This window comes from Bradyrhizobium sp. ISRA430 (assembly GCF_029909975.1).
Taxonomy (GTDB): domain Bacteria; phylum Pseudomonadota; class Alphaproteobacteria; order Rhizobiales; family Xanthobacteraceae; genus Bradyrhizobium.
Window position 1 is genome coordinate 39,308 of record NZ_CP094516.1, and the last position, 12,949, is coordinate 52,256.

Genomic DNA, 12,949 nt, shown 5'->3' on the forward strand with positions numbered 1-12,949 from the left:
CTCGATCAGACCGATCTTGACAATGTCAAGATGAGTAATTCAGGGGCAGGAAACCGTCAAGCCGAATCTTTACACTGTCAAAATTATGTGAGTGAGCCACGTTTTGACCTCCACCGTCATTCCGGGGCGTCGCGACTTGTCCGCCGAAGCTCGAAGAGCGAAGGCGGAAGCGATGAGCCCGGAATCCATCGTGCCGCATGACACGCGGTGGAATGGATTCCGGGCTCGCGCCAAGTGGCGCGCCCCCATTGCGCACTTGCGCAACGTGGAGCGACGGGAGGAGGGGGCATCTAGGCCGCCCCAACCCAATTGCCGTGAAAACCGTCGGGGACACGATGGCCGAGCTGCACCAGCGCGACCGGGCCGGCCTCGACATCGGTGGCGTTGAACACCGCGAGGTCGCTGCGGTTGTCCCGCGCGCGCCAGACCACCGCGAGCAGCCATCGCCTTCCTGAGCATCCCTGGATCGTTCGACGAACACCGGCTCGGAGATGGTGTCACCGGGCGGCAGCAGGTAGTGTCCGAGCCGGCGGCCATTGCCGTCGACATGGGCGATGCCGGACAGCGCGCCGAACATCGGCAGCCTCGGATTGGCGCAGGCGTACCAGCCGTGACGGCTCTTCAAGCCGGCGCGGCGATCGTCGATGCGGGGGAATTCGCCGGTGAGGTCGTCGAGATACATCTGTTGGAAGCGGTCGGTATTGCCGTCGAGATCGAAAGTCCAGCGGCAGTGGCGGGCGCGCGACTTTTCCGGATCCGTCGGCCGTCCGTCGGGATGCGGAAACAGCGGCGCCTCCTCGAACCGCATGACGTCGGCGACGATGCGGTTGCCGTCCTCCCACGCGTTCATCACGTGGAAGACGTAGCAGGCTTCAGCGCGAAACCAGACGATCTCCTTCGACGTGCCCTTGCGCTTCATCACGCCGACATAGGCGCCTTTCTCCGGCTCCCAGGCGTAGGGCGGCCGCCCCGCCATCGCGCGCTCCATGCTGCCGGTGAGCGGCAGGATCGGAAACAGCACGTGGTTCTCGGTGACGACGAAGTCGTGCACCATGCTGGCATAGGGCGCCTCGAACCGCTCGAAGCGCGCTGCTCTGCCTGATGCATCGATCGATCCGTAGGAGAGGCTAGGCGTGAGCGGCCCGGCGGCGTTGTAGCCGAAGAACACCAGTTCGCCAGTGACCGGATCGATTTTCGGATGCGCGGTGAAGGTGCCGGCGACGCGGCCGTGGTAGTTGCAATAGCCGCGCGTGGCCAGCGTGCCCGGTTCGATCTCGGTCGGCAGATGCGCCTCCTCCAGCGCGAGCAGCTTGCCGGCATGGAAGATGATGTTGGTGTTGGCGACGCCGCCGTCGGTCAGATGCGCCGGCGCATCCGGCAACTTGCGGCCGAAGCCGCCGAACAGCGCGCGGCCGGCATCGTGCTCGGCCTGCCATTTCGGCGTGCGGACCCAGCGATTGCGGTAGCTGGCGCGGCCGTTTTCGAGGTGAAAGGCGTGCAGCATGCCGTCGCCGACGAACCAGTGCGCACCGGGAGATTCGAATTGCGGATTGGGGCCGTTGCGATAGAGCGTGCCGTTCAGCTCGCGCGGCAGCTCGCCAACGACCTTGAGGAAGGGTGCGTCGGCCTCGAACGGGATCGGCGCGAGATTGTTGCGGCGCTCTGCGAAGGCGTCCTGCTGCACGGCAAGTCCTCCAATCTTTACATCGTAAAGATCAGATAGGCCGAGTGAAGATCTCGGTCAAGCGAAATCTTTACACTGTCAATATTGCGTCATATAGCTGAGGCATGGCCAAAACCGACACCAAGACCAGGACTGAAACAGCGCGCCGCGCGCGCCGGACGTCATCCGCCGGCGGACGGCCTCGCCCCGCGCCGCGCACCGCCAGCGCGAAGACCGAGACGCCCTATCATCACGGCGCACTGCGCGAGGCGCTGCTGCAGGCGGCCGAACGGGTGCTGGAGCGCGACGGGCTCGCCGGCCTGACGCTGCGCGCGGTGGCGCGCGAGGCGGGCGTGTCGCATGCCGCACCCACGCATCATTTCGGCGACCTGACCGGCCTCGTCAGCGAGCTCGCGGCGATCGGCTTTCGTCAGTTCAACGAAGCGATGGCCTCGTCCTGCGCGGCCGCGGCGACGCCGCCCGAACGCATGTTGGCGCGGCCCAAGGCTTATGTCGCCTATGCGCAGGCCCATCCCGGCATGTACGGTCTGATGTTCCGCGCCGAACGGCTCGACTATTCCAAGCCTTCACTGCACGAGGCCGCCGAGGCCTCCTTCGCCGGGCTCGCCAACGCCATCGGCGCGATGCGGCAGGAGCAGATCAGCGGCGATGCACTGACGCTGGACCAGGGCGCCGCGATCGCGCGGGCCTGGTCGATGGTCCATGGCTTCACCACGCTGCTGCTCGATGGCCGGCTCGAGGACATCCTTGAGCGGCTGCCCAAGGGCACGACGGCCGAAGGGCTGCTGGAAGCGATGCTGAAGTCGACGGTGGGCCCGAAGTTCCCCACGTGACGCCGCGATCCATGGCCAAGCAACCGAATGTGACAACGCCTCATGACGAAGCGTCGTCTTCTGGAACTCCATCCGTCAGACGGTTCATTGTGGGGAAGGTTCAAACAGACCCTGACAGGGGCGCTGAATCGTTCTAGAAGAGCGGCTTCGCTTCGGCCTATCCTCGCCTCGTTTGTGTTGTCGCTTCTCTCGATCATGCCAGTCATCTCGTCCAGCAAACCTTATCGCGTCGGCCGCTCAAAGACCGGACTCGGTCTTTTCGCCACCAAACCGATCAAGAAAGGGACCCGGATCATCCGCTATTTCGGACCGATCCTGGACTCGCGCATTCCCGAACACGACGAGATTGAGAACAAATACCTGTTCGAGCTCAACGGCCGCTGGACCATCGATGGCTCGGTGCGCAAGAACGTCGCGCGCTACATCAATCATTCCTGCCGGCCAAATGCGGAATCCGATGTGCGCCCGCGCGAGCGCAAGGTTTTTATCCGCGCCATCAAGAACATCGAGCCGGGCGACGAGATCAGCTACGACTACGGCACCGATTACTTCAAAGCCTATCTGAAGCCGATCGGCTGCAAGTGCGAATCTTGCGAGAAGAAGCGCAAGAAGCTGCGCGCCGAGGCACGGGCCGAGCGGGCCAAGGTGAAGGCGCGTGCGGAGCGCAAAACCAAGCAGGCCGGCGCGAAGGCTGGCGGCAAGAAGAAGCTCAACGGCCATGCCATCGGCAAGGCGAACGGCCGCGCGCGGGCGTAGCCGTCAACTCCGCTGTCATTCCCCGCGAAAGCGGGGAATCCAGTACGCCGTAGCCTGTCCGCATACGACTACCGTCTCTGGAATACTGGGTCGCCCGGTCAAGCCGGGCGACGACTAGCAGTTGTGATGCGGTCAAGCGTCACGCCGCCACTGCACTCCCGCTCTTTCGCAATCCCACATATTGCAGTTCGGCGAATACGCCCGTTGCGATCGCTTGCGCAACGACCATGAGCTCGCCGGCAATGTTCGGGGACACGGCTCCTGAGAACAGGAGCGCAATACTTGCGACCGTCCAGACTGCATTGCCGATCACGACCAGGAGGACGAGCGCCTTCGGCAGCGAGGCGCGCGAGCCGAGCCAGCCGACCAGCGCGGTGTAGGCGATCAGGAACAGTCCGGTCTCGCGCAACAGCACGTCCGGCAGATTGAAGAGCGATGCAAAGGCAGGCGCGCCAAAGGTGAGGCCGAGCGCCGAGACGCCGCTGAAGACGGCGTCGGCAAGCAGGGCGCGGCGCAGGAATGTGGATGCGTCGATCATCTTGGTTCTCCTTGGGTTGAGGCTTCCGGGAAAATCAGTGCAGGCCGCGCCACCAGGCGCGGATCAGGCGGGCGAGACGGAACGGGCAGAGGCTTTTGCCTACGCCGTGTTCGAAGGCGGCCACTTGTGCGACGACGTAGTCGCCGGTCGAATGCACCAGCGGCTCCGGCATGTTGAGGCCGCGCGCGAGCATCCGGGTTGCGAACGTCACACCCCAGGGTACGAAGTGGTCTGCGAAGGTGCGGTAGAGCAGCAGCGCGATCATGGTCATCTCCTGTTGCGAGCGAAGATGCGCCGGTGCGATGCCGAATTCGATTACCTCCCGGGTAATGGATGGGACGAAATCCGCGTGCTAGGTTTTCGACCATGAACGCACATGCATCCACCGCACACACCGAACGAAGCCAGCCGATCCATATCGGCGATCACTTGCGCGATTGGCGGCAGCGCCGCCGCATGAGCCAGCTCGATCTCGCGGGCGAGGCCGAGATCTCAGCGCGGCACTTGAGCTTCGTCGAGACCGGCCGCGCCGTGCCCTCGCGCGAGATGGTGCTCAAGCTCGCCGAACGCCTCGACGTGCCCTTGCGCGAACGCAACGTGCTGCTGGTCGCAGCCGGCTACGCGCCGGCCTTTCCGCAGCGCCCGCTGGAGGATCCCGCCTTGAAATCAGCCCGCCAGGCGATCGACCTCGTGCTCAAAGCGCATGAGCCCAATCCCGCGCTCGCGGTGGACCGGCACTGGAACCTGGTGTCCGCCAACCGCATGGTGGCGCCGCTGCTCGACGGCATTCCGCAGCGACTGCTCGGCCAGCCCTTCAACGTGCTGCGGCTCGCCTTTCACCCGGAGGCGCTGGCGCCGCGCACGGTCAATCTCGCGGAGTGGTGCGGGCATCTGCTGGAGCGGCTGCATCGGCAATGCGAGGCGACCGCCGATCCCGAATTGATCAAGCTCTACAATGATCTCAAGAGCTACCCGATTCCGGCGCGCGCTGGGCCGCTGTCGAGCGACAATGTCGCGATCCCCTTCAAGTTGCGCCACGAGGGGGAGATACTAAGTTTCTTCTCCACCACCATGGTGTTCGGTACGCCCGTCGACATCACCTTGTCGGAGCTGGCGCTGGAGACCTTCTTCCCGGCCGACGAGCGCACCGCCGAACGGTTGAAGCAAATGGCGGCAGGTATGACCTAGCGCACCTTGCCTCGGCGCGGGTTCGGCTTATCTTCGGGCAAACCCTTGAAGTGCCCGAAGGAGGCGCCCATGAGCACGCTGAAACCGCTCCAGATCGACGTCGTCTCCGATGTGGTGTGCCCGTGGTGCTACATCGGCAAGCACCGGATCGAGAGCGCGCTCGCGTTTGTTCCGGACGTGCCGGTCAAGCTCAATTTCCGCCCGTTCTTCCTCAATCCCTGGGTGCCGCGCGAGGGCATCAGCCGCGAGGACTATCTCACCACCAAGTTCGGCTCGGTCGAGGCCTATAAGGGCATTGCCGGCCGCGTCGTCGCAGCGGCGAGCGAGGAGGGCCTCGTCTATCGGCCCGAGCTGGTCGCGCGCCAGCCCAACACCATCGACTGCCATCGCCTGATCCTGTGGGCGGAGGCGATCGGCAAGGCGCCCGAGATGAAGCAGCGCCTGATGGAGCTTTATTTCCGCGACGGTGGTGATCTCACCGACGTGAACGTGCTGGTGCAGGCCGCCGCCGATGTCGGGCTCGATGCCGAGGACGTGCGGCGGCGCCTCGCCACCGACGAGGACGTTGCGCGCATCTCGGCGGATGCACAGGAAGCCGCGGACAAGGGCATCTCCGGCGTGCCGACCTACGTGTTCGCGCAGAAATACGCCGTCTCCGGCGCGCAGGATCCGAACCTGCTCGCCCGCGCCATCCGCCAGGTGTCGGCGGAGATCAACGCGCAGGCGGCGGAATAGCTGTCTTATTTCCGCAGCAAGCGAACAGCGCGTCGCGCCGCTGCGTAGGCGGCACCATGCGCCACCAGCGCTGCGTGAATGAGCGCCACGAGCGGATCGTTTCGCCTCAAGGGGATCAGCACGTCGCCGATCGCGAAGCGGCCGCGCCAGATCGGGTTGATCATGGGATGGTCGGCGTTGGCAGTGGAGTCGGCGTTCGCGATAGCGGGATCGGCGCAGAGGTGGCGGGTGAGCTCGACCGTGAGCTGCACGCCGGGCGAATTTTTTGCAAAGCGCTCGTCGACGCCGAGCTTGAAGAAGAAGGCACGGTCCTGATGACGCAGCACGATGCCAGCGGCGACCGGAGTTAAGCCGGCGCGCAAGCTGACGATCTCGCATTGCGCGGTTTCCGCGAGCGCCGGCACGGCGCGGCGGATGAACGTTGCATCGCCCGCATCCTGGATCAGCGCGGTGCCGCGCTTGCCTTTCCAGCCGCTGGCTTCGAGTTGCAGGAAAGTTTCGAGCGCCGGTCCGATCTCGTCAGGCTTGCGTGCCACCTCAAACGCGACGGGACCGTGCTCCGCGAGGCGATGGCGCTGACGGCGCAGCTCCTTGAGCTTCTTCGTGCCGAGCGCCTCTTGCAGCAGCTTTTCGCCGTCCTGCGTCGCGTCGAGCGCGGCACGAACGTAGGAGCTCAGCACGCGCGGCTTCAGACCGGTTCGGGCCAGCACATTATCGAGCGATGTCATCGCCGCGCCGTGGAGCGCGACGTCGCGCAGGATCAGCGCATGCGCGCCGGCATCGCGTGCCTGCTGGAGCAGACACGCGGCAGCCTCTGCTGAGTAGTCGCGGTCGATCAGCGGGCTGCACAGCGTGCCGTAGGGATGGGCGCTCACCAGCGCGGGCAGGGGGATCTTCCACGCGCGCCAAAGCGAGACCACTGGCATCAGCCCGATCAACCGCTTTGAGGACGCATTGAACGCGCGCAAGGCGCGCGCACCGGTGCGGCCCTGCGCTGTCGCGCTGACGGCGAGTTCCCAGGCGGGCAGGTAATAGCCATTCGGCTCGATCGCCTGCTGGGCAAGCGAGCGCCATTGTCCGATATCGACGGAGGTCAGTGGGACGAGCGCGCGCGCCGGTACGGCATCCATTGCGGATGCCGGATTGATCGCAGCCTGGTGCGCGATGTCGACCACGTCCCGTCGTCCCCGTTCACGCCGGCAAAAGCCGGGTCACGCGGCCATGCTTAGCGTAAAGATTGGAAAAATACCGTTGGGACGCCGTTTCAATTCGAGTGATATTGTTAACGTCTCATTGAGCATCCGCCCGGCAAGCCGCCGGATGCTGCGATGGATGCGCAAAGAGTGCTCTCGATCCGGAGGATCAACATGATCGCAACGCCTTTCACACCGATCGCTTCGCTCCTGGGCGGGGCGTTGATCGGTCTGGCCGCCGTGCTCTTGATGTGGGCGACGGGACGGATCGCCGGCGTCAGCGGCATCGCCGCGCGCCTGTTTCCGCCTTATGAGGACCGCGAATTCGCTGGCCGTCTCGCCTTTGTCGCAGGCCTCATTGCCGCACCCGTCTTGGTGCGGCTCGCCACCGGCAGCCTGCCGGCGCAGACGATCGAAGCGGGAACGACGGCCCTGATTGTCGGCGGACTGCTCACGGGCTTCGGCACGGTGTGGGGCAGCGGTTGCACGTCCGGCCACGGCGTCTGCGGCCTGTCGCGGCTGTCGGTGCGCTCGCTGGTCGCGACCATCACCTTCATGGCGGCGGGCATGGCCACCGTCTTCCTGATGCGGCATTGGAGCTGACGGTAATGGCCATCCTCGTTCAATTCGCAATCGGTCTGATCTTTGGCCTCGGCCTCATCGTCTCCGGTATGTCCAATCCGGCAAAGGTGCTGAACTTCCTGGATGTCGGCGGCATCCCGGGAGGGACGTGGGACGCGAGCCTCGCTTTCGTAATGGCCGGCGCGGTCGTCGTGACCTTCATCGGCTTCAACCGTGTCTTGAAGCTCGCGCGGCCTTTCTTCGCCGAGCGGTTTTACGTTCCGACGCGAACGGATGTCGATCTGAGAATTGTCGCCGGTCCCGCCATCTTCGGCGTCGGCTGGGGGTTGGTGGGCTTTTGCCCGGGGCCGGCGCTGACTGCGCTCGGATTTGGCTCGGCCTCCGCCTTCATTTTCGTCGCCGCGATGTGTGCCGGCATGGTGCTGGCCCGCTTCATCGCTCACCTGCCGTCGTTGACGCGCTTCGTCACGCCGCCCGACCCGCTCGAAACCTGACTAGAAGGTCAGTCATCCGACACCATGACATGGAAGGGACCGGGCAAGCATTCTTGCCCGGTCCCCAAGTCAAGTGCGATCAATAGCGGTCGGTGCCGACGCCCACGCTGACGCCGGGGGCGCGGATGCCGACGCCGGCCCGCGGTCCTTCATCCCAATCGCGATAGGTGCGACGCTCGTAGTAGCGATCGCGCGGCATTCTGGCATAGGAGTCGCGCACGATCACGCGCGAGCCGCCACGGGTGCGATAGCAACGGCCGGCATCGTCGCAGACGAGCCGCACCTCTTGGATGAGATCAGGATTGGTGTATTCGCTGGTCGTGTAGAAGTCCGCGGCCTTCGCGCCGCCTGCTGCGGCCAGTGCTCCGACGCCCGCCAGCAGCGCAATCGTGAACGTCCTCATCATCTCCTCCTCCGGTACTGCCCTCGGCGGTAACAAGAAGAGGAGGCGGCGTTCGTTCCGGCCGGTATTCATGTTTTTCCCGGAACTGGACCTCGCGCCGATGGGTTCCCGCATTCAGGCGGGGAAGATGAGACACGTCGTCGTGCCGTGGGCGAGCAACCGACCCTTGGCGTCCGTCACGCGCCCATCGGCCGTTCCGATGCGACGGCCGCAATTCAAGACCTTGCCCTCGGCCCGGACCAGGCCGGTCTCCGGCGTGATGGGACGCACGAGAGAAATCTTGAACTCAAGCGTCGTCTGGCTGATCCCCTTGTCGAGGGTCGACTGAATGGCGAGCCCCATGCAACTGTCGAGCAGGGTAGCCGTGAGGCCGCCATGGACCGTGCCGGCCGGGTTGAGGTGAGCGGCCGTTGGCACAAGCGCGACGACGACGCGACCGCTCTCGGCCTCCACCACATCATAGCCGAGCGTCTGCGCGATGGTGTTGAGAGGTAGAGCTCGCCTCGCAAGGCCCTGCACGAACTCAAGGCCGCTCATTTGCTTCTGTTGTTCGGGAGTGACCGTCCCGTAGATCCTGGTGGTCATCGTGATCTCCCTCGACCGTTTTCGAACTTTGACGTTCTGGCCGTTCTGCGGAACGCCGAAGGCGGACGGCCGTAGAGGCGCGTGAAAGCCATGCACATGCGTCGCGTGCTCGAAAAGCCGGATCGTTCCGCAACAGCGGCGATGGGAAGATCGGTTGCATCGATGAGGCGCTTGGCGCGCTGGATGCGGAGCGACAGCGCCACTTGCAGCGGAGACGCATCGAGGTGACGGGCGAACAGGCGCGCCAGATGGCGCGGGCCAACTCCGAGCCGTTCGGCCAGCCGGTCCACGCTGCTGCGGTCAAGCTCACCGTTCTTGATGAGCATCAAGGCACGTTCGACGGTTGTCCTGGTGCCCTTCCACGCAGGGCAGAACGGCGCCGTTTCGGGACGGCATCTGAGGCAGGGCCGGAAGCCGGCGTGCTCGGCAGCGGCCGCGCTACGATAGAATGTCACATTGCGAGCGAGCGGCGTGCGCGCCGGACAGACGGGACGGCAATAGATCCCGGTCGTCTTGACAGCGACGAACATGACGCCGTCCAGCGCGGCGTCGCGGCGGCGAAGGGCTTCATATCGTCCATCGAAGTCGAGCATGGAGCCGCTATAGCGCCAGCATTGTCGCGGTGCGAGTCCGATACGGTGACCACGTCCGAAAACGTCCGATGTGCCGCAAGGCAGTCCGCTAGATCGGCTCGTAGGTCTCCGACGCACAGATGTCGTCAGGTTCGGCGCGGCGCCGGTCGACCACCTTTCCGCCGGCGATCGTCACGATGTACGTCTGGATGCCGAGCGCCGTACCGGTGGCGGAGGTGAGCTGCGCGCGGACACAGGCCGTCCAGCCCGGTCCGCGCACTTCGTGATGGGGCGGGGCGACACGAATCTCGCGAGGATAGGATGTCGTCAGGAACACCACGTCAATCTGTTCGCGCACCACGCGCTTGACGTCCGGGGCCGGTTCGGGTGGCGGCTGTTCGGCCTCCTTCATGCGCATGAACTCGGGTACCGGGGCGCGGCTGTCGGCAAAGCCGCACGCGCCGAGCGCAAGTGCGCTGGCGAGCAGCGCCACCCGAGCAACAATCCGCAACATTCGTGAAAATCCCCCTGCGGGCCAACACATAGGTACAAATGCGACCCGGCGAAGCCCCTGCCGATCAACATTTGCTGAAGCCGGCAGGCAAGCGGGATTTGCTATTACGGGATTGCGGGCTAGTTTGTACCCCAGACGAGGGGGATTGCGCCAATGAGGATCTTGGTCATTGCGGCCGCGGTGTTGGTGCTGACGGCCGCCTCGGCGCAGGCCCAGATGGGCGGCGGCCGGCGGCAGCCCGGCAATGATGCCCCCAAGGCGGACAACAAACCCAAGGTCGACGAGAAGGCCTACAAGGCCGCGCTCGAGCGCATTCCCGAGCCCAAGGATAAGTACGATCCGTGGAGCGGGGCACGCCCGGGCGATCCCGCAAAGAAATCGAAATAACGCGGGGTGGGCGTTGCCGAGGCGCCTGCGATATCCAGTCGGCCTGATCGCGCTTCTCTTGCTTGTGGCGCGGCCATGTTCGGCCTGGGAAAGCTGGGGTGGCGATGCCGGCGGCTCGCGCTTTTCGCCGTTAGGGCAGATCACGCCCGACAATGTCGGCAATCTCGTTCGGGCATTCGAATTCCGCACCGGCGATCTCGCGGCTCGTCCTCCCGAGGTGATGCGGCGAACGAAGTTCGAGGCGACGCCGCTGTTCGTCGAGGACAGCCTGATCTTCTGCTCACCGTTCAACGAGGTGATCGCGCTCGATCCCGGCACCGGCGTGCAGAAGTGGCGCTACGATCCGAAGATCGCCATCAATCAACGTCCTGCCAACCGCTATGTCTGCCGCGGCGTCACTTACTGGATCGACGATAACGCGCCTGCGGATGCCGCCTGTCGATCGCGCATCTTCATGGGCACGAATGATGTCCGCCTGATTGCGCTCGATGCGAAAACAGGAGCCCCGTGTGCCGATTTCGGCAATGGCGGCGAGATCAGGCTCGAGATCGGCACGGCGCTGGAATGGCCCGGCGAATTCCAGATCACCTCGCCGCCGGCGATTGGCCGCGGTGTCATCGTGGTCGGCTCTGCGATCGGCGACAACCGCCGCGTCGACGCGCCGAGCGGCGTGGTGCGTGCGTTCGATGCGCGCAGCGGCCAGCCGCGTTGGACGTTCGAGCCACTCAAGCGCGACGGCATCGCAGCCGGACATGCCAATGTCTGGGCGCCGATGTCGGTCGACGAGGCGCGCGGGTTGGTGTTCCTGCCGACGTCCTCGCCGTCGCCGGACTTCTGGGGCGGCAGGCGTCCCGGCAACAACGAGCATGCCAATTCAGTCGTCGCGCTCCGCATCGAAACCGGCGAGCTCGTGTGGGCGTTCCAGACCGTGCATCACGACGTCTGGGACTACGATCTGCCGGCACAGCCGACGCTGACGCGGATCGATACCGGTGCCGGTCAGCGCGATGTCGTGATTCAGCCGACCAAGCAGGGTTTCGTCTTCGTGCTCGACCGCGACACCGGCAAGCCGGTGTGGCCGGTCGAGGAGCGCGCCGTGCCGCAAGGCGGTGCCGAGGGCGAAAGGTTGTCGCCGACGCAGCCGTTCCCGACGCATGTGCCGGCGCTGACATCGCAGACAATCTCGAACGACGATGCACACTCGCTAGTGCCGGGCCTGCGCCGCTCCCCTTGCGAGCGGCAGTTCGCGGAGGCGCGCAACGAGGGACTCTACACACCGCCGTCGGTACACGGCACGCTGGAGTTTCCCTTCACTGGCGGCGGCGTGAACTGGGGCGGCGCAGCCTTCGATCCGGCCCACCAGATCCTCTACGCCAACACCAGCCGCGCCGTACATCTCGTCAAGCTGATCCCGCGCGCAGAAGTCGCCGGATTCAATCCGCCGCCCGGACATGATTTCGGCCGGCAGCAGGGCGCGCCGTTCGCGATGTCGCGTGCGGTGGTGACGTCGCCATTCGGGCTGCTCTGCAACAAGCCGCCCTGGGGCGAGATGGTCGCGGTCGATCTGAAGGCGGGCAAAATCCTCTGGCGTTCGACGGTCGGCACCACCGAGGATCTGGCGCCGCTCGGCGTGCCGCTTCCCTGGGGCGCGCCGCTGGTCAACGGGCTTGCGGTCACCGCAGGCGGTCTCGTCTTCACCGGCGCGATGGATGCTTATTTGCGCGCGTTCGATGCGCGAAGCGGCAAGGAGCTGTGGCAGGTCCGGCTGCCGGTACCCGGTGTCGCAAACCCCATGACCTATCTGTGGAAGGGTGAGCAGTATGTGGCGATCGGCGCCGGCGGTCACTCCGAAGCCGGCACCTCGATCGGCGACAGCGTCGTCGCCTTCCGCCTGGCGCGGCCGGGGGAGGCGGCGTCACTGTGGTCGCGCACCGTCGATCGTCCCGGCGGACGATTCCAGGCGGCATCGTCAGCGATCGTGCTTGCGATCATCGCCGTGGTGATCGCGGGCCTGCGCTGGCGCCGCAAGCGTCGTATCAAGCAGGCATGATGGCTGCCTTGGGTGATGCGAACGGCCGTTCACATCGCGTTGCGTTATTGCACGAAGGCGATGCCGACACGCGTGTCGTTGCGCCATACCGGGCGGCAATTCCGCACGAAATTGTCGCGCGCGATCGATAATGTGAACGATTGCGGCAGCGTAACGAAGCCATCCAGGTCGATCGCCGCGCCGCCCGTCGACATGTTTCGCACCGTGCACGGGATTCCGCTGCCTTCAAAGGTGATCGTGCCGCCCTTGAAAACACGGTGGCGCTGCGCTGCACGCTTCTCGATCATCGCGTTCATCCACTATGACGATCGTAAAATAGTGCATAGAAATTACGTTGAAATGAATTCAATACTGGCGCTACTTGCACGGCGCTTCAGACTTCGTTTACGAAGCCGAAGCGGGGACTCTTCTCCGCTGAATTTTCAAAGCCGTTCT

16 protein-coding genes and 2 pseudogenes are annotated in these 12,949 nt (G+C 65.0%); 8 read left to right on the top strand and 10 right to left on the bottom strand.

All coding sequences use genetic code 11. The features are described 5' to 3' along the window. Nucleotides 1-290: 290 nt before the first annotated feature. A pseudogene (locus MTX21_RS00215) lies at nucleotides 291-1,684 on the bottom strand (carotenoid oxygenase family protein). Between the two features lie 104 nt (nucleotides 1,685-1,788). Between MTX21_RS00215 and MTX21_RS00220 the strand changes: the two are divergent. Further along, nucleotides 1,789-2,517: a TetR/AcrR family transcriptional regulator gene (locus tag MTX21_RS00220; protein ID WP_280969953.1), complete on the top strand. Its 729-nt coding sequence runs from the start codon at nucleotides 1,789-1,791 to the stop codon at nucleotides 2,515-2,517. 195 nt (nucleotides 2,518-2,712) lie between these two features. Further along, complete coding sequence (locus MTX21_RS00225; protein WP_280969954.1) at nucleotides 2,713-3,273, top strand: SET domain-containing protein; 561 nt, start codon at nucleotides 2,713-2,715, stop codon at nucleotides 3,271-3,273. 139 nt (nucleotides 3,274-3,412) lie between these two features. Here MTX21_RS00225 and MTX21_RS00230 read toward each other — a convergent pair whose 3' ends face one another. Together MTX21_RS00230 and MTX21_RS00235 are read right to left on the bottom strand one after the other, a co-directional pair. Continuing rightward, the gene (locus tag MTX21_RS00230) at nucleotides 3,413-3,811 is read right to left on the bottom strand and encodes a hypothetical protein (RefSeq protein ID WP_280969955.1); all 399 of its coding nucleotides are present in this window, start codon (nucleotides 3,809-3,811) and stop codon (nucleotides 3,413-3,415) included. 34 nt (nucleotides 3,812-3,845) lie between these two features. Next, nucleotides 3,846-4,076, bottom strand: a complete 231-nt coding sequence (locus MTX21_RS00235) for a hypothetical protein (RefSeq protein ID WP_280969956.1) — start codon at nucleotides 4,074-4,076, stop codon at nucleotides 3,846-3,848. A gap of 101 nt (nucleotides 4,077-4,177) precedes the next feature. Here MTX21_RS00235 and MTX21_RS00240 point away from each other — a divergent pair, with 101 nt between their 5' ends. Together MTX21_RS00240 and MTX21_RS00245 are read left to right on the top strand one after the other, a co-directional pair. Continuing rightward, nucleotides 4,178-4,999, top strand: a complete 822-nt coding sequence (locus tag MTX21_RS00240) for a helix-turn-helix transcriptional regulator (protein ID WP_280969957.1) — start codon at nucleotides 4,178-4,180, stop codon at nucleotides 4,997-4,999. 69 nt (nucleotides 5,000-5,068) lie between these two features. Continuing rightward, nucleotides 5,069-5,734 carry a DsbA family oxidoreductase gene (locus MTX21_RS00245; RefSeq protein WP_280969958.1) on the top strand — a complete coding sequence of 222 codons (666 nt, stop codon included), beginning with the start codon at nucleotides 5,069-5,071 and terminating at the stop codon, nucleotides 5,732-5,734. 5 nt (nucleotides 5,735-5,739) lie between these two features. On the opposite strand, the gene MTX21_RS00250 is transcribed toward MTX21_RS00245, so the two are convergent. After that, nucleotides 5,740-6,909: a GNAT family N-acetyltransferase gene (locus tag MTX21_RS00250; protein ID WP_280969959.1), complete on the bottom strand. Its 1,170-nt coding sequence runs from the start codon at nucleotides 6,907-6,909 to the stop codon at nucleotides 5,740-5,742. 192 nt (nucleotides 6,910-7,101) lie between these two features. Between MTX21_RS00250 and MTX21_RS00255 the strand changes: the two genes are divergently transcribed. Beyond that, a complete protein-coding gene (locus MTX21_RS00255) occupies nucleotides 7,102-7,530 on the top strand; it encodes a YeeE/YedE family protein (protein ID WP_280970933.1) in 429 nt (142 codons plus the stop codon). A 5-nt stretch (nucleotides 7,531-7,535) separates the two neighbouring features. Beyond that, nucleotides 7,536-8,003 (top strand): DUF6691 family protein, encoded by a 468-nt coding sequence (locus tag MTX21_RS00260; protein WP_280969960.1) that lies wholly within the window; start codon nucleotides 7,536-7,538, stop codon nucleotides 8,001-8,003. Nucleotides 8,004-8,082: 79 nt separating this feature from the next. Here the strand turns inward: MTX21_RS00260 and MTX21_RS00265 are convergent, their stop codons facing one another. The 5 genes and pseudogenes from MTX21_RS00265 to MTX21_RS00280 all read right to left on the bottom strand — a co-directional run bounded on the left by MTX21_RS00265 (nucleotide 8,083) and on the right by MTX21_RS00280 (nucleotide 10,077). Continuing rightward, complete coding sequence (locus MTX21_RS00265) at nucleotides 8,083-8,409, bottom strand: hypothetical protein (protein WP_280969961.1); 327 nt, start codon at nucleotides 8,407-8,409, stop codon at nucleotides 8,083-8,085. A 111-nt stretch (nucleotides 8,410-8,520) separates the two neighbouring features. Next, nucleotides 8,521-8,991 (bottom strand): PaaI family thioesterase, encoded by a 471-nt coding sequence (locus MTX21_RS00270; protein ID WP_280969962.1) that lies wholly within the window; start codon nucleotides 8,989-8,991, stop codon nucleotides 8,521-8,523. Then, nucleotides 8,988-9,317, bottom strand: coding sequence for a helix-turn-helix transcriptional regulator (locus tag MTX21_RS40020; RefSeq protein ID WP_348637486.1), 330 nt, complete (start codon nucleotides 9,315-9,317; stop codon nucleotides 8,988-8,990). The genes MTX21_RS00270 and MTX21_RS40020 overlap by 4 nt, the downstream gene beginning before the upstream one ends. A gap of 69 nt (nucleotides 9,318-9,386) precedes the next feature. Further along, nucleotides 9,387-9,584 (bottom strand): annotated as a pseudogene (locus MTX21_RS40025) (Ada metal-binding domain-containing protein); the annotation flags it as partial. Between the two features lie 88 nt (nucleotides 9,585-9,672). After that, a complete protein-coding gene (locus MTX21_RS00280; protein ID WP_280969964.1) occupies nucleotides 9,673-10,077 on the bottom strand; it encodes a hypothetical protein in 405 nt (134 codons plus the stop codon). A 153-nt stretch (nucleotides 10,078-10,230) separates the two neighbouring features. Here MTX21_RS00280 and MTX21_RS00285 point away from each other — a divergent pair, with 153 nt between their 5' ends. Then, nucleotides 10,231-10,464 (top strand): hypothetical protein, encoded by a 234-nt coding sequence (locus MTX21_RS00285; RefSeq protein WP_280969965.1) that lies wholly within the window; start codon nucleotides 10,231-10,233, stop codon nucleotides 10,462-10,464. A 13-nt stretch (nucleotides 10,465-10,477) separates the two neighbouring features. Further along, the gene (locus MTX21_RS00290; RefSeq protein ID WP_280969966.1) at nucleotides 10,478-12,514 is read left to right on the top strand and encodes a pyrroloquinoline quinone-dependent dehydrogenase; all 2,037 of its coding nucleotides are present in this window, start codon (nucleotides 10,478-10,480) and stop codon (nucleotides 12,512-12,514) included. Nucleotides 12,515-12,558: 44 nt separating this feature from the next. On the opposite strand, the gene MTX21_RS00295 is transcribed toward MTX21_RS00290, so the two are convergent. Beyond that, nucleotides 12,559-12,801, bottom strand: a complete 243-nt coding sequence (locus MTX21_RS00295) for a PilZ domain-containing protein (protein WP_280970934.1) — start codon at nucleotides 12,799-12,801, stop codon at nucleotides 12,559-12,561. Nucleotides 12,802-12,949: the final 148 nt, after the last annotated feature.

Coding starts and splice junctions, on each gene's coding strand:
- MTX21_RS00285 (WP_280969965.1), top strand. CDS start 10,231: ATGAGGATCTTGGTCATTGCGGCCGCGGTGTTGGTGCTGACGGCCGCC.
- MTX21_RS00270 (WP_280969962.1), bottom strand. CDS start 8,991: ATGACCACCAGGATCTACGGGACGGTCACTCCCGAACAACAGAAGCAA.
- MTX21_RS00295 (WP_280970934.1), bottom strand. CDS start 12,801: ATGATCGAGAAGCGTGCAGCGCAGCGCCACCGTGTTTTCAAGGGCGGC.
- MTX21_RS00235 (WP_280969956.1), bottom strand. CDS start 4,076: ATGATCGCGCTGCTGCTCTACCGCACCTTCGCAGACCACTTCGTACCC.
- MTX21_RS00240 (WP_280969957.1), top strand. CDS start 4,178: ATGAACGCACATGCATCCACCGCACACACCGAACGAAGCCAGCCGATC.
- MTX21_RS40020 (WP_348637486.1), bottom strand. CDS start 9,317: ATGCTCATCAAGAACGGTGAGCTTGACCGCAGCAGCGTGGACCGGCTG.
- MTX21_RS00220 (WP_280969953.1), top strand. CDS start 1,789: ATGGCCAAAACCGACACCAAGACCAGGACTGAAACAGCGCGCCGCGCG.
- MTX21_RS00265 (WP_280969961.1), bottom strand. CDS start 8,409: ATGATGAGGACGTTCACGATTGCGCTGCTGGCGGGCGTCGGAGCACTG.
- MTX21_RS00255 (WP_280970933.1), top strand. CDS start 7,102: ATGATCGCAACGCCTTTCACACCGATCGCTTCGCTCCTGGGCGGGGCG.
- MTX21_RS00260 (WP_280969960.1), top strand. CDS start 7,536: ATGGCCATCCTCGTTCAATTCGCAATCGGTCTGATCTTTGGCCTCGGC.
- MTX21_RS00280 (WP_280969964.1), bottom strand. CDS start 10,077: ATGTTGCGGATTGTTGCTCGGGTGGCGCTGCTCGCCAGCGCACTTGCG.
- MTX21_RS00230 (WP_280969955.1), bottom strand. CDS start 3,811: ATGATCGACGCATCCACATTCCTGCGCCGCGCCCTGCTTGCCGACGCC.
- MTX21_RS00245 (WP_280969958.1), top strand. CDS start 5,069: ATGAGCACGCTGAAACCGCTCCAGATCGACGTCGTCTCCGATGTGGTG.
- MTX21_RS00225 (WP_280969954.1), top strand. CDS start 2,713: ATGCCAGTCATCTCGTCCAGCAAACCTTATCGCGTCGGCCGCTCAAAG.